Raw genomic sequence first — 21,493 nt, forward strand, 5'->3', positions numbered from 1 at the left:
TGGCACAGACCCCGTGCTGTACGGGTATGAGGGCACAGGCGCGGGGCGGTTGATTGCGGCCACGGGGCCGGATGCCGCAAGTTATGCCTATACTTCCGATGGCAGCATGCAAACCTCTGCTGGCGGGCATCATTTCGGGGTGCTTGCCACCGCAGCGCCGTTTGACGCAACATTGCCCGCGAATGGCAGCGCAACCGCAACGCTTTCCATCCGCGATAGTGAGTTGGCAACGGTGGGTGGGCGCATCTTGCTGCGCGTGCAGGCCGATGGGCCGGGGGCCGCAACGCTGCGCCTGAACGGGCAGGAACCACTGCCGATCCACCAGATCGGCGGGCAAAGCGTTGTGATTTTTGCGGTGGACTCGGCAGGTTTGCAGGTTGTGACCATGGCGGCTGCCGTGGCGGGCGATTACCGTTTGCAGGTGACTGCAGCGGGCGATCTGACGGCGGATGGCAGCGTGAACGGGGCCGATCTGGCGGGCTTTGAACTGGTAGCGGTTGATATCAACGGTGACGGCGCGGCGAATGCCCGCGACCACGCGCTTATGATGCAGAATTTTGGCCTGCTGGCCAATTCCGCGCCCGTTATCACGCCGCAAGCCCGCAAAACCTATGCCGATCTTGCCATTCGGATCGACCTTGGCACGATGACGGCAGATGCCGAAGGCGACGCGATTTTCTATGAGGTTATGGGGGCGAATGGCGGCGTGGCGCAGCTTGCGCCCGATGGCCGCAGCCTGCTGTTCACGCCACAAACCGGCCGCACCGGCGATGCGCGGATTTATCTGCGGGCGTCAGATGGGCATCGCTGGTCGGATGTGACGGAACTTGCCGTCGATATTTCAGCGGCGGCGCTGGAAGCGATTGAATTTGCGCAGCGCGCGCCCGATCTTGCCGATGGCGAACGCCGTGATTTCGCAATTTTTGGGGCCTTTGCCGATGGTGGTATTGTGGCGCTGCCCGAAGGCTATATCACTGTAAACATTGCAGACCCAACTGTCGCCGTACTGCGGCGCGGGCAATTGGAAGGGCGCGGTGACGGCTTTACGCATCTGATCGCGGCGCGGGGTGCCATTTCGGCGGCGACCGTGGTGCGGGTGGGCAAATTAGACGCATATGACCGCGCCCTGGTGAATTTTGGTGCCGATGTTTACCCGGATGCTGTGATGATAGCGCCCGGCGCCTCGCGGCAGCTTTTGCTGTTCGATACCGAGGGCGAGAATGTTATTGCGACCCGCCCGGATGAGGTGATCAGCTATGTTGTCGATGGCAGTATCGTGCAGGTCACCGCAGATGGTCGGATCATCGGCTTGCAGCCGGGCGAAACCACGGTACAGGTGATTTTCCGCGCAACTGAAATACTGGTGCCGGTAACGGTGATGGCACCTGTTGTTGCCGACAATGTGCCCGTGGGCCGTGACGGCGGGATCGTTGCGAATAGTGATGGCTATCAGGTGGCGATTGCTGCCGGGGCGATGCCACGCGCGACCAATGTAACTATCACAACCCTGACCGAGGCAGACCTTGAAGCGCCACCGATGCCAACCGGCATGGGGTTTGAATTTGCGGCGGCCTTCAATCTGGATATAGGCGGCACGCCAATGCAGATTCCGATGCAGTTTGCGGTGCCGACCAATCTTGCCCCCGGCGACCGGGTGCTGTTTTACCGTATTTCTGATTTCGTGATGGAAGACGGATCGCTGGTCAAAGGCTATCAAGAGATTGATTCCGGTTCGGTTGATGAAAACGGTATCGCCCGGACAAAATCACCGCCGCATGACGGGCCAATGGTTGGCGGTCCAATGGCGGTGATGAAAGTCGGCGTCGATATGGCGCGGCAACTTACCGGGATCACGAAAGTTACTGCCAAAGGGCCGGGCGATGCGATTCAAACATCGGCCTTTGTGTCAAATTCGCAGGGTGGCGTATTCATCGGTGCGCTGAATGCGGGTGCCAAATTTACCCTTAGCTTGCCGAATGTCATCAAGAAGATCTCCGTTGCCATCATCAATGGCGAAACACAGCAATTCGTTCGCAGCGCCAATCTGACGGTGTTTGACGGCATCGAAGACATGTCGGTAAATCTTGTGGGGACTGGCGGGCTGCTGGATAATCTGAGGATCGACGCCCCGGTTATCGACGAGACTGTGATCCGCTATACCGATGATGCGGGAACGGCGCTGACCACCAACCAAAAGCTGGAACTGAAAGGCACAAATCTTTTCAAGACAGGCACCAACGCCCCGCCCAGCTATATTGTCTTTGGTGATTTCCCCGAGGATGAGTTGACCGGCATGATGATGGCAGGTGCGGAATCGGGTGATTTCGAATTGTACCTGATTTCTGAAAACGGCATTGGCCGGGCGGTCCGCGCCGAGGGCCGGGTCGAGGATGGAAAACAGGTTCTAAGCGTCAACCCACCCCGCGGCGGTTCGGTTGGCCAGGTGCGGGTAGCGAAATTTGGCACCGAATTTTCTATCAGCAGCGCTTTGTCGGCGTTGACCGGCTTTGCCGAAGCGACCAATATTTCGGGCGGAAACAAGGATGTCGCGGTTCGCATTTCTCGGCCGGTTTCAATAACCTCGGATTATCGCAATACCTATCTGGTTGTGGAACGCGGCATCACGCAGCCCGATGGGCCCGACGTGACAACTGTGCGCGGCACTATTGATCAGCTTGTGGTCATGCGTGAGATGCCGGTTGATCCCGCACAAATGACCGTGAAAGAACTGGAAGACTACGAAGCCAGCAATAAAACGATTATTCCGCAGCGTTCAGAATTGATCGTGCGGATTCCGATTGGTGATCTGGACGCCACAGGCGCGCCGACCGGCCAAACCACCAGCCCGCAAAAGGTTGCGGTAACGCCAGATGGCACGCGGCTTTATGTATCGCTGAAAGGGGTGGGTGGAATCGCGGTGGTCGATGCGGTGATGTACCGCCAGATCGACGCCAATGTAAGAAAAGACGGGATCAACTATATTGAAATCCCCGGCAATCCGGCGCTGACAGAACTGTTCTTTGATACCAGCGGCAGACGCCTTTATACCATAGATACCAAAAGCTCGATGATTTACGTCATCGGCACCGATCAGAATGACCCGTTCACCTATAACAAGGTTATCGCCAGCGCAGAGCTGGGCGGAAAGCAATGGACCAATCTTGACGCAACCCTGACACCCGATTTTCAGCAGCTTGTTGTGACCCAGCTTGACACCAAGGGCGGGCAGGCCGGCGGGCGCGTGGTGATCTATGATCTGGATCTGCTGAATGCAGAATTGGCCAAACCCACACCTGAAATCGAGACTGCGCTGGTGATCGAGTTTGGCGCCAAAGAGAATGGCAACGGCACCTTCCTGCGCAATCCGCGCGCAGTTCAGACACGTTACGGCGTGGATGACGGGCTGGCGCGCATCATCGTGCTGGACAACAATTACATGAACCGAGCCGAAGCCTATCCCGGCAGTATCTTTGTGTTCAAACGCGATAGCGGCGGGGCATGGGCGCGCGACTCTGTAACCTATTTCGCCTTTCCGCCCAGTGTGGATGCTGACCCTTTCATCGACCCGTTCACGATTGCAGACCCGGTAGATATCGTCTTTTCACGCGATGGCAAACTGGCCTTTGTGCTAGGGCAACGGCGGTTCAATTCTGAAATGATGGAACGCAACCCGAACAAGGCTGCGGAAGAATTCGGCATTTTCTCGTCTCAATACTACAATCCTGCAGGCAGCAATATTGCCGTGATGACCGGAGTTTTGGGCGGTGATAACGGCTTACCCCCAAAAGTGGTCGCTGCAACGCGTGGCATTCCGCAAAGCTGGGGAACGGCGCTTGGCCTGACCTCGGACGGGGGTGAGGTTGTCATGTCGGGCGGCAGGCTGGGCACAACGCTGGTCTATGATATCCAGAAAATTGAGGAATTGCTGGCTACGTTGCTGGCGAAGCACAAGACGTCCAATCCAAACCTGAGCATGCTGTATGACTACCCGATTGATGACTTCACGACTGCGGGTGATTTCAACAAATTCGGGCGGCCGGTAACGGCCCCGGAATATGAGTATGAAATCGACGAGCGTGCCCTGTTCGCGCTGTATCCCTGGCAAGATGCGGCGGGGCATTTCAAACTGGAAGTCGGCACCCCGCCGGGGTTTGAACGGCGCACGCCGATCGTGACCGGCGGCGTTGTCAATGGCTCTACCGGGTTGCGCAGCTCTATCAACATGACACCGGCAGGGGTCGAGGGCGCATTGGAAATCACCAAGGCGAAAAATCGGCTGGCTTTGCAAGATTACAGCGGCCAAAGCAACTATCCGCAGCCGACATTCGTGTTCCAACTGACAGACCTGGCCAATGTGTCCGGCATGACCTTTACCGTTGCGGCGGCCGATCCCGCAAACGGGCTGTTCGCCGACCAAGCCAGCAGCGAAGCTGTTGCAGCCTTGAAACTGCTGGGCTGGACCGATGTGACAGCAGGCGAAGGCGTTGTGCCCGTCGAAGGCAACCGCAATCGCATTTTCACCAAACACTATACATTGAAAGACATCAAAGCGCTGATCGGTGAAGATGGTCTGATCCGCATCACGCTGTCATCCGATACATTGCTGACCTTTGGCCAGCAATATTTCTGGGGGGTAGAGCTGCACCGCCAATCGAACGACAAGCAGCATGAAAGCGAATTTGCCGAAGCGGCCTTTACGGTAGAGCCGCGACGCCGGGCGGAAGGTGAACGCTATGCCTCGGTGACGGTGGTCACGCATGGCTTCAGCGCGCCCTTCATAGGCGGCGTGCTGGACGCAACTTCAATCTATGCGCTGGCCAAGGCAATTGCGGCAAATTCCGAAGGCGTGGTCATGGTCTATAGCCCCCAATTCGCGGCTGGCGGCACAGACCCCGGCCGCATCGGAAACTGGGTTGCGCTGGCGGGCAACCCGCTGACGGCCAACGCGCTTGTTCTGGTGCCCGATTGGACAGACGCAAGCGTCGCCAATGAAGGCGGCTTTGCCGAAGCTGCGGCGGATGCGTTTTATGCCGATATCGTCAAGCTGGAAGACCTTGTTCCGGGCCTGCTGAAATCACCCTTGCATTTCATCGGCCAAGACCGTGGCGCGGCTGTCAACTCTGAAATCATCCAGCGCTTGCTGGTCAAATATGGCGCCGAGGATCTGGGCAAGATCCATGTGACCACCATCGACCCGATGATGACGAAACAGCCGCAAATGGTGGTTGATGTTGATGGCTATCTTGATTTGGTTGGCAAGATGGCCACGCTGACAAAGGTGGGGCTGTATACTTTGGGCCTTGGTTCGGCCTTTACCACAGTGGTTTCGGGGGGCGCGACGGCGGCGGTCACGGGGCCGCTGACGGCAACCTCGTTCCGTTTTGCACGCCTTGCCGCAAAGTTCGAGACGATTATCGAGAAAACCCAGAAAGCCGTAACATGGTTGGGTTTTGACAAACTTGATTACAGCGACTTCCGCGACCCGATTGTGGTGAACTGGGCCGGTGTGGATTATGCCGACAACTATTTCCAGACAGCGGGCTACAGCCCCGACAGGTCATCCTTTACCACGGTTGGCGCCCCTGTTCCGACCGCCGATGTGAACCTTAACCTGAACCAACGCCCCGGATTTTTTGAAGATGATGCGGTGCCGAATGTAAAGATCGGGCTCTTCTCGCCCAAGCAATACGGTTTTGGCGTCGGCACATTAAACGCCCGTGCGGTTGGCTGGTATCTTGGAACCGCGGATGTTTCGACCCAGACCTTTGTCGGGGCTGGCGGCTCGATGGAAAACATCTGGCGGGGCTTGTCAGATCGTTTTGCCGAGGTGAAAACCGCCTATAGCGCACAAATTCCCTTCTTCAGCTCGGTTCAGATCGAGATCGGGAAATTGGCACGGTTCTACAATGACAAGGCTGAATCCGGCTTGCCGCCATCGGCCACAAATATCAAAGAGCACAGCGACGCCTACGAAAAGAACCTCCGCAGTTGGTATATCGCGCGCGAAGAGGAAAAGACCGCGCGCGGCGACAAGATAAATATCACCGGCAACACGCCAGAAGATTGGGAAGGCGTTGCAACCGGGTGGTTTTACAGCGCCCTCGGGGGGGGTGCCTTGCTGCGTGTCACAGACCCTAGCGCCGTCAAACTGCGGGCCGAATCCGATCCGGTAACGCTGAACAACTCGCCCGACAGCGATCATAAAGAGGTGCTGGAATCCATCTTCAACGGCAATTTTGAGGCGTCTTACCGGCCCTTCTTTGGCCGTGTGCCGGTGCTTGACCGGTCAATGTATGAAATTCCGGGCTGGTCCTTCCAGGGTGGCGGGCTTGGAAATCTGGAAAACCTGCAACCAGAGCTGGACCAGTTCTCATCCGCAACCAAAGTGATGGGGCTGCCGCTGCCGGGCCTTTCCTCGCTGGCGCTGGAATTCGACACCACAAGAATCGTGCATTTGCTGATTGAGAAAGGCATCGCCAGCTCTTCCAGCGACGCCCAGCCCTTGGCAACGATGCTGGGCGATTTCATCAAGCTTTTCTTCCCTGAATCGGGCGCAGAAATTGCCGCCGACCGCGGCGACCCGGATGACCCCGATGCAGACATCAAGGTTGATCCGGATAAAAGCTTCCTTGAAAACCTGCCGGCGGTGATAGAGCGGCTGAAATCAGGCGAGCTTCTCAAGGTGCTGGAGGTGTTTCTTGATCTGGATAAAATTGATACCGATATCTTTGAATATATAACCGACGGTGATCGCTGGGATAAAATCCTTGATAAAGCTGACGAAGATACCCTGAAAGAGGCACAGCGCCTGCACCGCCTGCATATGACCGAGAAATTCGTAAGGGCCAAAGACCCGAATGGCAGCTTGGCCCAACTGGAAAAGGATTGGGCGAAAAATACCATCAAATCCAGAGACACGGCCAAGAAGGAATCCAAGACCGCCGCCAAGATTGAGGCCATGCTGGACAAGCTGCCTGCAATTCTGACCTATCTGCAAGACCAGTTTGCGGCGTGGAGCTTTGAAATTCAGCCCAATGATGCGCTGATCCATAATACCATGCGGTTTCCTGACACGGAAACCCAGCTAGGGATTGATGTCAAATGGACTGCCGGGACGGGCGGCTGGACCAGCTTTCCCGCGGTGGTGAACGAGATCAAGGTATCTGCCGAAATCAACGGCGTGCTAAAGGAACTGGTGGCGGCACCGGGCTATCCCACCTCGCTTACCAGCGGCAATTTCGGGCATTATGAACGGGTATTGTTCACCATTCCCGACGACGTAAAAGGCAAGACCGGGCGGCTGATCATTCAGCACCGACCCGCTGCTGCACCGGACAGTGCGGCAAATACCGACATTCGGCTTTATGTTGACAATATCAGCTTCAAAGGCGGCGTGACGCTGACGGAAACCTCGGGTGATACGGGTGACCTAAACCTGTTCTTCTCGGACAAGGGCCAGGTTTTGCCAGACGACGCGACCGGCAAAGCCGTGCTGACGACTGCAGAAAACACGGGTGCGGGCAAAGACAGGCAGGTCATCACGCTGCGCAACACTGAAAAAGAGCCGGTCACGATCCGGGTTCATATCGACCAGAACGACTTTGTGACACTTGTTGGTCAGCGTGGTGACTGGCAGCGCGCCGGGTCGTCGATTGGCCTCGACAAGCTGGATACCCGCACGCAATCGGTCTCCTTGACGGTCACGCTGCAAGCCAATGAATTTGCTGAACTGGCGGTTGAGGCCGCCGTAAGCCCTGATGCGCTGGACACGCTTTTGGGCGAAGACGGGATTGCGATGCTGACCAGCAAGATGGCGATAAGCTGGCCCGACAAGGGGGGAACCGGCAATCAGATCCGCCAAAGCAACCTGTTCTATCTGCTGGATGCCGGCGATGGATCGGTAACGGACGGGCTGTTGGATATGGCCCCGGTTGCCGATGTGCCGGGTGGTGCGCGCATCATCCGTATTCCGGTCAAGGGCGCCTTGGCAACCGATACCGATCTGAGCGCTAGCATCCTGAACACCGGCGATTTTGCGTTTTTCAGTGACGTGACCAAGGACGGGTCATATCTGGTCTATCACTTCACGCCCACGTCGCTGGGCGCTGCGGGTGTCGGCCCGGATCAGGTGACCGACACCGGGACGCTTGATTTCGCATGGAATGGGTTGAAAATCGGCTCTGTTGATTTGCGGGGCAAGGCGGTCAAAAGCCAGATCATCAACCTTGATCTGGAAGGGTTGCGCGCGGCGGTGACCGCCGAGCTTGCCAGATTGGTGGCGGCAAACCCTGACCCTGAAAGCGAGGAAAGCCTGTTTGCCGCGCAGTTTACCGGCTTGGCCGAGGCGCAATGGGGTGTGGTCGCGCGCGAGGTGTATAACCGTGTGCTGAGCCTGCTCAGCGCCAGCGGGTCGACCGATTTCCGCATAAGCGAGGGCAACAAAGGATCTCTTGATCTGATCTTTGAGGCGGGCGCAGCCCCTTGGGGCACCCTTGAGGACGGGGCAGAAGCCCCCGAGGTGATGTTCCGCAGGCTTGGCCTTGCCAGCTTTGATTTCGCCCCGGCAAAAGACGGGAATGCCGCCGCCAACACAACGCTCGACAAGCTGCTGAATAGCGCCGAGAACGCCAAACTGACAGAGCCGCAAAAGCGGTTCCTGCTGGACCAGTTGTTCAATCAGCGGCGCTTTGGCGACAAGGTGGTGTTGGACAGCGCGGCCCTGTTCAACGCGCTGAAACCGGCAGCCGGAAATGTGGATTTCAACGGAATAGAGGCGTTTGCTACATTGGCCGCATGGGCCTATGCGCATGAAATCATGCATACGCTGGGCGCGCCCGATATGTATGACTTTGCCAGCAACACCCGCCTGCCCAATGCGGGCCTGATGGGCCAGCAGGGTGATTTTGTGCTGTCAGCAGAATTGCGCGATATTATCAAGCTCGCCTCTGACAATCCGCAGGCTTATCTGGATATCGAGGTGGATCGTTTGATCGCATTCCTTGGCGAAATGCGGCAGGCTGGCATGCTGAACCGGGGCGACGGCACCGGGCGCGATTACGCCTTTTCACCCTTTACCGGGTCGGTTCCGCTGGTCGGTACGGGTTGGCATGTGCTTGGCCAGGTAGAGAAAATTACCGATGGCCTGCTTTTGATCGAGGCGAATACGGCCCGTACCGCGGCAGTGCGCACCTTTGTTCTGCCCGCCGAGGCAAAGCAGCTTACCTTTACCCTACGCAGCCAGATGACGCAGGTGGCGGGCCAGGTGCCGGACGCGTTCGAGATCGGGTTGCTGAACGCGCTTGGTGAGGCGTTTACGGTGGTTGGCGGGCTTTCCAATACCGATGCCGCGCTGAACCTGCAGGCGGGCGGGCTGTTGCGGCTGGCAAACGGCCTGACCGCAAGCGCGGTTGTCACCACGGCGGATGGCTGGCAAGAGCGGAAGATCGTGGTTGATCTTGCCGCCATAAATGCCGCAGCACAGCTAACATTGTCGTTTGACCTGCTGGGTTTTGGCGCCCGTGATGCGCAGATTGAAATCCTTGATCTGGAATTTGACGTGCCGCCGGTTGAGGATAACCGGCTTCCTGTGGCCATGGGCGGCGGCAGCGCGACCGGGGTTGAGGATACACCGATTGAAATCGACCTGCGCAGCCTGGTCAGTGACCCCGATGGTGACCCGGTTGTTCCGGTGATCGACCGAAACCCTGCGCATGGCACGCTTGCCAAAATCTCGGCCGGTATTTACCGCTATACCCCTGCCGAGAATTTCAATGGCGACGACAGCTTTACCTTTGCGGCCAGCGATGGAAAATCCCTCAGCTTGCCGGTTACCTTTGCAATCCGGGTGACGCCGGTCAATGATGCCCCGGTGATCACCTCGCAGGCTGCGGCATCGGTTGCCGAGGGGCAGGAACTAAGCCTGCAATTGACAGCCACTGACCCGGATGGCGACTCGCTGCACTTCACCCTGATCAGCGGGCCCGCCGGTGCCACACTGACGGCGGATGGCTTGTTGCGCTGGGTGGCGGGGCCTGTTGGTGCGCGTGATTTTCAGGTGACGGTCAGCGATGGTGCGGGGGGCACGGCATCGCAAACCCTGCGTGTGACCGTGACCAACCTTGCGCCCACCGTTACGCTGCAACTGCCTGCCAGCGCTGTTCTGGGCGAATTGGTCACAGCCACTATCGGCTATAGCGATCCGGGCGGGGCAGCGGCGCAACTGAGCATTGATTGGGGCGATGGCACGGTTGAAACCGTTTCGGCGAGCAATTTGCGGCCAGGCCATACCTATGCAGCGCCCGGTGATTATCTGGTGAAAGTGTTTGGCACCGATGCCGCCACGCCAGAAGTATCCGCAAACCTTGCGGTCAAAACGCCGGGGCTGTTTGTATCGGCGCTGACGGCGGGGCCGTGGGGGGTGAATGTACGGTTCAACGCGCCGGTCGATATCGGCCTGCCCAACCCCTATACCTACGCCTCGCGCCCCGGTGAGCCGGTTGATATCTTGCTGTTGGATGCAGACGGTCGCCCGGTGACAGGCAGCCTGTTGCCCGATGCCGACAGCCAGGGCTTTACCCTGATCACAAGCGGCGACGGTCTGGCACCCGGCACCTACCGGCTGCGCCTGACTGGCGATACCATCGGCTGGCGCAGCCAGTGGGATCTGCTTTCCAATGGCCCGCAAGGCTATCTTGAGACAAGTTTTGACATCAGCGAAACCCCGGTACAGGTGTTTTTGCAAGAAGCGATTCAGACCCCCGGCAAGGCGCTTGGCAGTGATGGCCAAGGGCTGGATATTCGGCTTGAACAGGCGGGCGGATTGCGCTCGCTGCTGCTCGCGCTTGATTGGGATGCCAGTTTACTTGATATTCAGGGGCTGGTCAGCGACCTGCCCGGCGTGACGATCACGCGTGAGCTGTGGGGCAGCGGGGCCGCGCATTTCCGTATTCAATTCCTGAACAGCCCGCAGGCAGGCCGCATCGTGCTTGGTCAAATCGAAGGGAAAATGCGGCAAGACATCGCCTATGGCACGATTGGCCGCCCCTTTGGGGTGACCATCCTGGAAATCAACGGCGTTGCGCAAAACATGGCCAGCAAGGCCCGCACTGGGGATCGGGTCATGGCGCTATCTGCGCTTTGGGGCGATGCCACCGGCGATAGCCGCATGGATGAGGAAGACGAGGCCGTTTTTGCGCAGGTTGATCAGCAAGCGATGATGGGGCTGGAGGCTTGGCGCAATATTGATCCGGGGCTGTTGCGGATACAGGCCGGAACGGGCGGAAGCACTGGGGGCAACACCGGAGGAAGCACCGGAGAAGGCACAGGCAGCAACACCAGTGAAAGCGCCGGCGGGAACGCGGGAAGCGCCAGCAGTGGCGGGTCTGCCTCATCATCCCTTGCAAGGTTGATCGGCGGCGCATCTGGCCCTGTGGCCCTGACAAACACTGCCTCGATCGGGCTTTCTGCCAACCTGATCAATGCGGCCTTTGACCCCGTGAATGACCGGGTGTTTTATAGTTCCGACTCCAGGGGGGTGATGTTTGGTGCCGCAACGGTGATCTGCCTTGTGCCAGAGGGGCAAGAGGCCACTGCAGCGCGGATTGCGCAGGCCAAAAAGAACGGGCTCTGCTTTGCCGGCCAGCCGGTGGATCTTGTCGATGAAGATCAGCGCTGGCGACTTGTCGGGATAACCGAGATGACGCCCGGCGCCGACACCCCACCAAAGCGCGAGCGGCGGGACGATGGCAATGTTTGCATTGTCGTAGACACAGAGACCCCCTTCACCGAGGGTCAGATATTCAGCGCTGCCCGCGCCTTGCTGCCCGAGCAAACCGAGGACGGCCCCCCCAAGGTCGAACCCATCGCGCGCCATCGTCAAATGTGCTTTGAGGTGTCGAAACCGGATGTTGAGGTAAAACTGCTGCAAGACACACCGCCCGAGATCACAATCTCAACCGCCAAGCAGGCCGGGGATAGTGCGGTTTTAATGGCGATGGCGTCATTCGTGGCCCTTACAGCCAGCCTGCCAAATGCCAGAACTGGCGAACGCAAGCGGCACGGCAAAGCGCTGGCCTTGCTGGACGAAACCCACCCGCAAGAATGGAGCGCCCATGACTGACCAGACGCAGCCCATGCACAGTGACCCAACCGAACCGCAGCGGCGCATCCGGCTTGAAACCAGCCAGATGAAAAGCAGCTATTGCAATGTGTGCAACGCAACCTCGACCCGCGACGAAGTGGTCTTGAATTTTGGCCTGAACCAAAGCTGGGACCGGCCCGAAGGCGAACTGGAAATCGAGCTTCAGCATCGCGTGATCATGAGCCCGCATGCCGCCCAGAAATTGCGCGAAGTGCTGGATGAGCTTTTGCGCAGCTATGAAACGCGTTACGGCCCGTTGCAGGACTGACACGGTTTGGAAGACGCCGCACAAGCACCGCCAGAACAGCCGGTTATCGCCCCCCCGGCAGACCCGTGGCGCGCCTTTCTGGAGCCGCAAACCGCAGCCGAGTTTCTACGCGGCTGGCTGGCGATTGCCGCCGGGCGGCTGGAACATACCACCGGCGCTGTGTTGTTTTTGCGTGGCGATGGCGGACGGCTTGGGCTTGCCGCGCATTGGCAGATGCCCGCGCAGGATGCGGGCGTCACCACCCTGGCCGAGGCCCTGGCCCGCAGCCCGGAACCCCTGGTGAAACGCGAAGAAACCCGCAGCCTGCTTGGCTATCCGGTCGAGGTCGCGGGTGAATTGCAGGCGGTGCTGGTGTTGCAACTGTCGCACCACCCCGATGGTGCCGCCTTTCGCCGTTTGATGCGGGAATTGCACTGGTCGGGTGGCTGGTTGGAAAACCGCATCTGGCAAGGCCATGCAACCCTTGGCCGCAAGCAGGCAGGTTCGGCGCAACTGGTGCTGCAGCTTTTGTCCGCCACCGCCGAACATCGGCGCTTTGACGGTGCGGCGCTTGCCTTGGTCAATGCCGTGCCGGATGTGACGGGCATGGATCAGGCGGCTTTGGGCACGGTCAAACGGCGGCGCGTGCGGCTAGAGGCAATCAGCCGCATGGCCAGCTTTTCCCGCAGGTCAGAGCGCGCCCGCGCGTGGGAAGCCGCGATGGACGAGGCCTATGCGCAAGGCGATATTGTGGCAATCCCTGCGCCGGATGGGGCGCGGCGCTGTGTTGATGCCGCACATCGTGCATTGGCGCAAGAACTGGGCGCGGCGGCTGTGATTTCTGCGCCGATGATGCTGCACGGGCAGGTTGTCGGCGTTCTGACCCTGGCGCGGGACGCCACCGCAGGCGCGGCGCTGGTGCCTGCCGATGTGCTGGATGATTTGCGGCTGGTCGCGGCGGCGCTGGCCCCGTTAATGGATGCAAAACTTCGTGAAAGGCGGCTGGTTTCAGGCCGATTGCGCGATTTGGCAGGGCGGGCGCTGACAGCCGTTTTTGGCCGCCGCCCCGCCCTTGCGCTTGCGGCCCTTGGTCTGGGGCTGGCCCTTGTTCTGCCGTTCGTCATTACCACCAATCTGCGGGTCGGCGCGGATGCAACTGTTGAAGGCGCGGTACAGCAAACCATCGTTGCCCCGGTTGACGGGTTTATCGCAAGTGCCGGGGTGCGTGCGGGTGATCGGGTTTTGCCGGGGGCGCTGATGGCCCGACTTGATGATCAGGATCTGCGGCTGGAACATGCCGCAGCCACGGCCCGCGCCACCCGCGCCAAGCAAAGCCAGCGTGACGCACTTGCCCTTGGCGACCGAACCGCAAGCGCCGTTGCCAGTGCCGAACTGACCGAAACGCTGGCCACGCTGGATCTGATAAACGCGCAATTGTCGCGGCTGGATATCATCGCGCCGATTGCCGGCCTGGTGGTGTCGGGTGACCTTTCGCAGCGTATCGGCACCCCGGTTCGCCGCGGCGAGGATTTGTTTGAGGTGGCCGCAGAAAGCGGCTGGCGGCTGCGGATAGAGGTGTCGGAATATGATCTTGCGCTGGTCCATCCCGCTGCGACAGGCACGGCGGTTTTTGCCGGTCTTTCCGGCATCGCCGTCCCGTTTGAGGTGACCAATATCGCCGCCGTATCTGACCCCGGCGGCGGTGAAAACCGCTTTCAGGTCGAGGCGGCAGTTACCAATGCGCCCCCCGCCCTACGCCCCGGATTGCAAGGCACCGCCAAGATAGAGGCAGGGCGCAGCACGCTGGCCTGGGTTTGGCTGCGGGGCACGGCGGTTCGCCTGCGGCTTTTCGCATGGCAGTTCTTGCCATGAGCACCGAGTCGCATCACAGCCAGGATTGGTACCGTGTGGCCACAACCGCACCGCGTTTGCGCCAGGGGGTCAATGCCGCGCGCCACATCTATCTGGGGCGGCCGTGGTATGTGATGGCCGATCGCAGCGGCACCAAGGTTCACCGCCTGACGCCCGCCGCCTGGGGCTTTGTCGGGCGGCTGGATGGACATGCGACGGTCGAGGACATCTGGCACGCACTGTCGGAAACCCTGCATGAAGATGCCCCGACTCAGGATGAGATCGTGCATCTGCTGGCAAACCTGCATCAGACCGATTTTCTTGATGGGGCGGCAACGCCGCTGCTGGCCGATCTGCTGGAGCGCCGCGACAAAGACAGCAAGCAGATCTGGAAAAAACTGCTGATGAATCCGGTGTCGATGACGGTGCCCCTGATCGACCCGAACCGGCTTTTGACATGGCTTGCGCGTGCAACCTCTGCACTGCCATCGCTGGTTTGGTGGGGCAGCGGGCTGGGGCTGATCGTGATCGCGCTGATGTTGCTTCCGGCCCATTGGTCAGCGCTGAAAGAGCGCGGGCTGGAGGGATTTCTGGATCTTGAAAACCTCGTGCTGATCGGTTGCATCTATCCGGTTGTAAAGGCCTTTCACGAACTGGCCCACGGCATCGCCACCCGCGCGCGCGGCGGCGAGGTGCATGAAATGGGCCTGATGTTCATCGCCTTCTTTCCCATTCCCTATGTCGAGGCCTCGGCCTCGCTTACCTTTCGGTCAAAATGGGATCGGGCGGCTGTAGCCGGGGCGGGCGTCATGGTGGAACTGTGCATCGCCGCAATCGCCTTTTTGCTGTGGACCTTGGCAGAGCCGGGGATGCTGCGGGTGGTTCTGTTCAACACGATGCTGATTTCAGGGTTTTCAACACTGGCGATCAACGGCAACCCGCTTTTGAAATTCGATGGCTATCATGTGATGTGCGATCTGATCGAGGTGCCGAACCTGTCGCAGCGGGGCAATCAATGGTGGGCGGAAATGGCGCGGGTTCATCTGTTTGGCACGCGCGAACGGGCGCGGGCGCGGATGCCCACGGTACTGTGGGAACGGCTTTGGTTTGCGGTCTATCCGCCTGCGGCGTTTATCTACCGGATTTTCATCTCATTGACGATTGCGCTGTTTGTGGCGACGACCTACCGCGCGATTGGTGCCGTGCTTGCGATTTGGTCGCTGACCCTTTCGCTGATCTGGCCGATCCTCAAAACCACCAAGGCGGCGGTTACCGATGGCCGTATAAGGCAGGCGGGGGGTCGGGCGTGGCAGCGGGCCGCGATGGCGGCAGCGGTGCTGCTGGTATTTGGTCTGGCGGTTCCCTTCCCGCATCGGGCGGTTGTGCAAGGCGTAACCTGGTTGCCCGAAGAGGCGTTCTTGCGGGCCCCGCAAGCGGGCCAGATTGCGGCTTTCACAGCTTCGCATGGCACCCCGGTTTTTGCAGGTGACAGCATCGCCCGGATCGACGCGCCCGAACTTGCCGCCAAACTTGCGATTTCCCGCGCCCAGCTTGCGCAAAGACAGGCGCAATATGACCTTGCGCAGGTCAAGGACCGCGCCAAGGCGGTGCAGCTTTTCGCCACGATCGCGGATTTGCAGCGGCAAGTGGCAGATGCGCAACGCCAAGTTGCGGAACTGCAACTTTTCGCCCCCTTGACCGGGCAGCTTGACCTACCGGGGCGGGTCGCGCCGGTTGGCCAGCACCGGGACCGGGGCGATGTGATCGCCTTTATCCTGCCCAAAGCCGCGCCGGTGATCCGGGTTGCGGTGCCACAAAACCTGATAGAGCTGGTGCGCAGCGAAACCCGCGCGGTAGAGGTTCGCTTTGCTGATGACATCGGCAAAATTCATCCTGCACGGGTGCAGCGCGCCCTGCCAGCGGGCGACAATCGCCTGCCCTCGGCGGTGCTGTCGCTGGATGGCGGCGGGCCGTTTGCCACCGCACCCGATGCGGGCGGCGCAAACCGCTCTGTTACCCGGATATTCGAGCTGGATCTGAGCTTGGCCACGGATATCCGCCCGGCATGGGGCCTGCGTGCCTTTGTGCGGCTAAGCTTTGCCCCCAAGCCGCTTGGCCTGCGCCTGGCCCGCGCCGTTCGAGAGGTGTTCATCAATGCATTCGGTGTTTGACGCGCGCTTTTGGCACATTCGCGACCGCGCGGATACGGCAGAGCCGGAACGCCGCGCCACGCCCCCGCATCTCTCGGATGAGGTGGTGCGCGGTTTTCTGGCACCGCTGCGCCGGGCCGTTATCAGGCCGGGCTTGCTGCGCTGGTTTGAGGTGTGGCAAATCCGGCGCGAAGGGCAGCGCATGGAGGCATTGTCTCCAGAGGCGCTGGCGGCAAAGGTACAGGCCCAAGCCCCAGCGCTTTTGCAAGGCGGCCTGACAGGACCACCGCTGCGGATTGCGATTGCCGGGGTGCGTGAAATGACCTTTCGCCATACCGGAAAACGTCACCACCCGGTACAGATCATGGGCGGGCTTGGCCTGTTGCGCGGCCAGATTGTCGAAATGGCAACCGGCGAGGGCAAGACGCTGACAACCCTGCTTCCGGCGGTGGTGGTGGCGCTGGTCGGGGTGCCGGTGCATGTCGTGACCGTCAATGCCTATCTGGCGGCGCGTGACGCTGAAACCCTTGCCCCGGTACTGAACGCATTCGGCCTTAGCCACGGCCTCATCACCAGTGAAACCGAACACCACCTTCGCCCCGGAATCTATGCGCGCGATGTGGTGTTTTCGACCAATTCCGACATTGCTTTTGATTACCTGCGCGACCGTCTTGCCCTTGGCCGCAGTCGCACGGTTCTGGCCCAGATCGCACAGCGGGTGCTGTCGGCAAACGCGGCCCGCGACGGCCAGCGCATCTTGACGCGCGGGCTTGGGTTTGCGGTGGTGGATGAGGTGGATTCGATCTTGATTGATGAGGCGCAAACCCCCCTGATCATCACGGCGCAACGCCCCGGTGATGACGCGCTGACAGCAGGCGAGGACGCAATTCTGGCGCTTGCCGCCAGTCTCGAGGCAGGGCGCGACTTTACCCTTGATCGCAAGAAACGCAATGTCACGCTTTTGCCCCCTGCCGAAACCATGCTGGCCGGCTTTGTGCCACCCACCGCCGCCCTTGTTCCAGAACCCGCCCGGCGTGAGGCGCTGATACAGGCGCTGTGCGCGATTCACCTTTATATCCGGGATGAGCATTACATTCTGAACGACGACGGGCTGGTGATTGTGGATGAGTTCACCGGCCGCGTGATGCCCGATCGGCAATGGCAATCGGGGCTGCATCAACTGATTGAGGCAAAAGAAAAACTTGATCGTTCTGGCAGGCGCGAAACCCTGGCGCAGATTACCTATCAAACCTTTTTCGCCCGCTATCTTTGGTTTGCAGGCATGACCGGCACCGCAACCGAGGTCGCCCGCGAGTTGCAGCGCAGCCATGGCCGCGCGGTGTTTCGCATTCCGACCAACCGCCCGTCCCGCCGCAAGATGTGGGCCACATGGCTGTTTGGCTCTGACGCGGCACGCTGGCGCGCGGTTGTGGCCGAGGCAAAATCGGTTGCAAGCCAGGGGCGCCCCGTGCTGATCGGTACCCGCTCTGTCGCGGCATCGGAACATGTCGCAACCTTGCTGCGCGGCGCAGGGCTGGCACCGCAGGTGTTGAATGCCCGCCAGGACGCGGATGAGTCGGCTTTGATTGCCGAAGCAGGCACTGCGGGGCGCATCACTGTTGCAACCAATATGGCCGGGCGCGGCACCGATATTCCTGTCGGGCCAGCGGTAGAGGCACGCGGCGGGCTGCATGTCATATTGACAGAGTTTCACACCGCAGCCCGCATTGACCGTCAGCTGATCGGCCGGGCCGCGCGACAGGGGCAACGCGGGTCTGCGCGCGCCATTGTTTCCCTCAACGATCCGCTTTTTCTTGATAATGTGCCGGGGCGCGTGGGTTTGATCCGGTCTTTGACCATCGGCTATCGCGGCAGGCTTTTGGGGCTGTTGGCAGAGGTATTGCGCAAACGGGCACAAAACCGGGCCGCAGCACAGGGGCGCAGACGCAGGCGAGAAACCGTTCAAAGGGCAGAACGGCAGCATAAGGCGCTTGGCTTTCGACCGGATAATATCTGAAGGCGCGGTGGCGGTTTCGGATGCCGATCACCGCCGCCTTGGTGCCAGACTGGGATCTGACTGCTTTTGCGGCGATAGAATTGACTGTGCCGTATCACTTTTGAAAAACACGGGTGCAAGTCTGCCGCGGGTCTGCGTATAAATTGAAGGCGTAAGACTATTGCGGGGAGCAGATGCGGCAAATTTTTTCAGGGGCGCAGATATTCGACGGAACGCAACTTTTGTCGGATCACGCATTGATCGTGGAAAACGGGGTGATTACCGGGCTGGAAAAGGCGGCACCGGGGCCGGGCACCTTTGACGGCGGCGTTTTGGCGCCTGCCTTTGTCGACCTGCAGGTGAACGGCGGTGGCGGGATCATGTTGGATGGTCAGGCCGATGCCGGTCGGATTGCGGCGATCTGTGCGACCCATATCTTGCTGGGCTGCGTGGGTGTGTTGCCAACCTTGATTACCGATAGCGCCGCTGCAACCCGCCGCGTTATCGCCGCCGGGATCGAGGCGGCGCAAGCCAATGTTCCGGGCTTTCTGGGCCTGCATCTGGAAGGCCCGCATCTGGACCCAATCCGCAAGGGTGCGCATGATCCGGCACTTATCCGCCCGATGGATGAGGACGATCTGGCGCAGCTTGTTCAAGCCGCACAGGCGCTGCCGGTGCTGATGGTCACTGTTGCGCCGGCCTCGGTAACGCTGGCGCAGGTGCGGGCCCTGTGCAATGCAGGCGTTATTGTAAGCCTTGGCCACTCTGATTGCAGCTTTGATGTGGCCTGTGCCTATATTGCGGCAGGGGCGCGAAGTGCCACGCATCTTTACAATGCGATGGCCCCGATTACGGCCCGCAATCCGGGGCTTGCAGGGGCGGTACTGGACAGCAGCATCGCGGCAGGCCTTATTGCCGATGGCTATCATGTGGCACCGGCCGCCCTGCGCCTTGCGATGGCCGCGCGCCCCAAAGGCCTATACCTCGTTTCGGATTGCATGGCCTTTGCCGGAACCGCTTTGACGGAAATGGTGCTGGGCGGGCGGCGTATTCTGCGCCGGGATGGTCATTTGACGCTGGATGATGGCACCATCGCCGGGGCTGATCTGCGGTTGGATCAGGCCATTGCGGTCATGATAAATCAAGCCAGGGTGGCGCCTGCACGCGTCCTTGCCATGGCCACCTCGACGCCAGCAACCCTGATCGGAATGGACAAGAGCCTGGGCCACCTTGTACCGGGGCGGCGGGCAGATCTGGTCTATCTGGATGCCGATTGGCAGCTTTCCAAAGTGTGGTGGGGCGGCGTTACGCTTTAGCCTTGAACCTGGCTGGCCTGTCGCTGCCTGAAATAAACGATTTCAACGCGTTATGGGGTTGGCCCTGTTTCAAGTCAAAGGCGAAATGCCGCCTGCGGCCGAAGGCTGTGCCTTGGTTTTTAGGGTTTGAACCCGTTCTGAAATAGAGAAAGGGTTGCCTTTTCAGGCAACCCTTTCCGAGTTTCAAGGAGATGGGCCAGTTAGGATGACAAGCCCAATCAATGGTTTGTTTCACCAAGGTCTATCCCCGGCCAACACCCCGACTGACTGTCCCGACACCTCTCTCCAACATCACTCTAGACACTGGATCACCTCCTTTCAAATACGTTGCCGATAAACAGAGCCTGCCACAAAATTTCAGTTTGTCAAAAGCTTTTTTGGCGGTTCAAACCTGAATTTCTTCACAACTCTTGCTGTGCGGCCATTTCTTTCATCGGTTGTGGGTTTACAGCATTTCGGCAAAAAGCCTGTATCGCCGAACCACCCCAGCGTTTCGGCTTTGCCTGCGCAAGCCTTCTGAACGCCCTCCGCTTAAGAGCCGCCGCCAAGGCCGTTTCGCCAGATCAGCCCATGGCTTCCAGACAATGCCGCCGGAATGCGCGCTTCAACATATCCAGTTCTGCCCGAAGCAAATCCAGCTCGGCCCGGATATCATCTTCCATCGCGACGCCGGTGATGATGGTGAAATGCCCCAGCTTATCGCCCGAACCGGCATCGCGGATCAAAAAGGTTTGCACCCCTTCACAAAGCACCTCAACCGGGATCGGCACGCGCACCGCCCAATCGCCGGGGCGATCAGGGATCTCGATCAGGCTGATGCCTGCAACCGGGGCTTCCAGATGCCACACTTCCAGCGCGGGCTGGCCGGACACCCCGCTTAGCACACCTTCCCACACGCCCGCCCGCAGCCGTGTCTTGACCAATCTGGCCTCAGCCATCTTGCCACCCCATCCTTGCCCGCCTCATAATTCCGCCCTTGGCCTGCGCGAAAACGTAACGTCATGCAGGGTAATCTGGTTCATCTGCGGGCTTTCAAAGATCAGATCAACCCAGATCCGCTCGGCACGTTTTTCGTTCAGCTTTGTATAGGCAAGGTCAAACTCTACCGTCACTTCTGCCTCATTCAGCGGTAATTCGCGCACCACCTGTTCCACATTGGGGCCGTGTTTGATGTTCAACCGTGCAAAAATTTCCAGCGGCTTTTCCATTGCGACAACCGTATCCAGTCGAATCAAATGTGTCAGACGCAGCCCCTCAACGGCCTCGGGGGGCAGTTCCAGCACCAGTGACAGGAACGAGCCATCAAAACGAAACACATCCATCCGCACGCCAAAAGGGGCCAGATCCGTATCGCGGGTGTTGCGAACCTGACGAACAGTCAATTCGCTATGGCGGCAATCATGAAATACCGTCACGCCGTCACAAAGCATCGTCTTGTTTGCCACACTGGAAAACCCCGGCACCGCAATAGGGCCCTTCCACAGCGTCGGCCGCCAGGCCCAATCTGTACCCATCGGCTTTCGAAAGGCGTCAGAGCCCATGACCGGCAGCGCAAGTTGATATTCGGCCGAATGGATCACCCGATCAAGATTGCGCCGCAACAACAGGGCTTGGTTGCGATAGCGCCGCAGGCTGTAAAAATCCATCCCATCCGCGCCATCGGCAAGCCTGCGCCAGCGTCGCAGCGCGCTGCGATGCACAAGCCGGTCAATCAGGCGGTCGCGTCGTTTTGTCATAGCTTATGGTGCCACTCGGGAACTGGATCACGCGAATTGTTGACCATATGGAAACGAA

At 59.7% G+C, this 21,493-nt stretch carries 8 protein-coding genes (1 of these 8 cut by a window edge); 6 read left to right on the forward strand and 2 right to left on the reverse strand.

Annotated features, from left to right (window positions below; translation table 11 throughout):
* From VDP61_RS02455 to nagA, 6 genes are all read left to right on the forward strand, one after another.
* A protein-coding gene (locus VDP61_RS02455) for a CARDB domain-containing protein (protein ID WP_323005345.1) crosses the window boundary here: on the forward strand, positions 1-12,118 show its end. It extends 20,066 nt beyond the left edge of the window; only the last 12,118 of its 32,184 coding nucleotides appear in the window; its start codon lies off the left edge, out of view; the stop codon is at positions 12,116-12,118.
* Positions 12,111-12,407, forward strand: a complete 297-nt coding sequence (locus VDP61_RS02460; RefSeq protein ID WP_323005346.1) for a DUF3467 domain-containing protein — start codon at positions 12,111-12,113, stop codon at positions 12,405-12,407. Before VDP61_RS02455 ends, VDP61_RS02460 begins: the two co-directional genes overlap by 8 nt.
* Positions 12,408-12,413: 6 nt before the next feature.
* On the forward strand, positions 12,414-14,258 hold the full coding sequence (locus VDP61_RS02465; RefSeq protein WP_323005347.1) for an HlyD family efflux transporter periplasmic adaptor subunit: 1,845 nt from the start codon (positions 12,414-12,416) through the stop codon (positions 14,256-14,258).
* Positions 14,240-16,408 carry a peptidase M50 gene (locus tag VDP61_RS02470; RefSeq protein ID WP_323005348.1) on the forward strand — a complete coding sequence of 723 codons (2,169 nt, stop codon included), beginning with the start codon at positions 14,240-14,242 and terminating at the stop codon, positions 16,406-16,408. Before VDP61_RS02465 ends, VDP61_RS02470 begins: the two co-directional genes overlap by 19 nt.
* Complete coding sequence (locus tag VDP61_RS02475; protein WP_323005349.1) at positions 16,392-18,404, forward strand: translocase; 2,013 nt, start codon at positions 16,392-16,394, stop codon at positions 18,402-18,404. The genes VDP61_RS02470 and VDP61_RS02475 overlap by 17 nt, the downstream gene beginning before the upstream one ends.
* A gap of 173 nt (positions 18,405-18,577) precedes the next feature.
* The gene (gene nagA, locus VDP61_RS02480; RefSeq protein ID WP_323005350.1) at positions 18,578-19,699 is read left to right on the forward strand and encodes an N-acetylglucosamine-6-phosphate deacetylase; all 1,122 of its coding nucleotides are present in this window, start codon (positions 18,578-18,580) and stop codon (positions 19,697-19,699) included.
* Between the two features lie 563 nt (positions 19,700-20,262).
* On the opposite strand, the gene VDP61_RS02485 is transcribed toward nagA, so the two are convergent.
* Together VDP61_RS02485 and VDP61_RS02490 are read right to left on the reverse strand one after the other, a co-directional pair.
* A complete protein-coding gene (locus VDP61_RS02485) occupies positions 20,263-20,637 on the reverse strand; it encodes a hypothetical protein (RefSeq protein ID WP_323005351.1) in 375 nt (124 codons plus the stop codon).
* A gap of 24 nt (positions 20,638-20,661) precedes the next feature.
* Complete coding sequence (locus VDP61_RS02490) at positions 20,662-21,435, reverse strand: DUF6478 family protein (RefSeq protein ID WP_323005352.1); 774 nt, start codon at positions 21,433-21,435, stop codon at positions 20,662-20,664.
* Between the last annotated feature and the right edge of the window lie 58 nt (positions 21,436-21,493).

The sequence above is a fragment of the Pseudorhodobacter sp. genome (assembly GCF_034675685.1).
Taxonomy (GTDB): Bacteria; Pseudomonadota; Alphaproteobacteria; order Rhodobacterales; family Rhodobacteraceae; genus Pseudorhodobacter.

What these genes read in the sequence shown, in the direction of transcription:
- VDP61_RS02460 (WP_323005346.1), top strand. Translation starts at nt 12,111, where the DNA reads ATGACTGACCAGACGCAGCCCATGCACAGTGACCCAACCGAACCGCAG.
- VDP61_RS02470 (WP_323005348.1), top strand. Translation starts at nt 14,240, where the DNA reads ATGGCAGTTCTTGCCATGAGCACCGAGTCGCATCACAGCCAGGATTGG.
- VDP61_RS02475 (WP_323005349.1), top strand. Translation starts at nt 16,392, where the DNA reads ATGCATTCGGTGTTTGACGCGCGCTTTTGGCACATTCGCGACCGCGCG.
- nagA (WP_323005350.1), top strand. Translation starts at nt 18,578, where the DNA reads ATGCGGCAAATTTTTTCAGGGGCGCAGATATTCGACGGAACGCAACTT.
- VDP61_RS02485 (WP_323005351.1), bottom strand. Translation starts at nt 20,637, where the DNA reads ATGGCTGAGGCCAGATTGGTCAAGACACGGCTGCGGGCGGGCGTGTGG.
- VDP61_RS02490 (WP_323005352.1), bottom strand. Translation starts at nt 21,435, where the DNA reads ATGACAAAACGACGCGACCGCCTGATTGACCGGCTTGTGCATCGCAGC.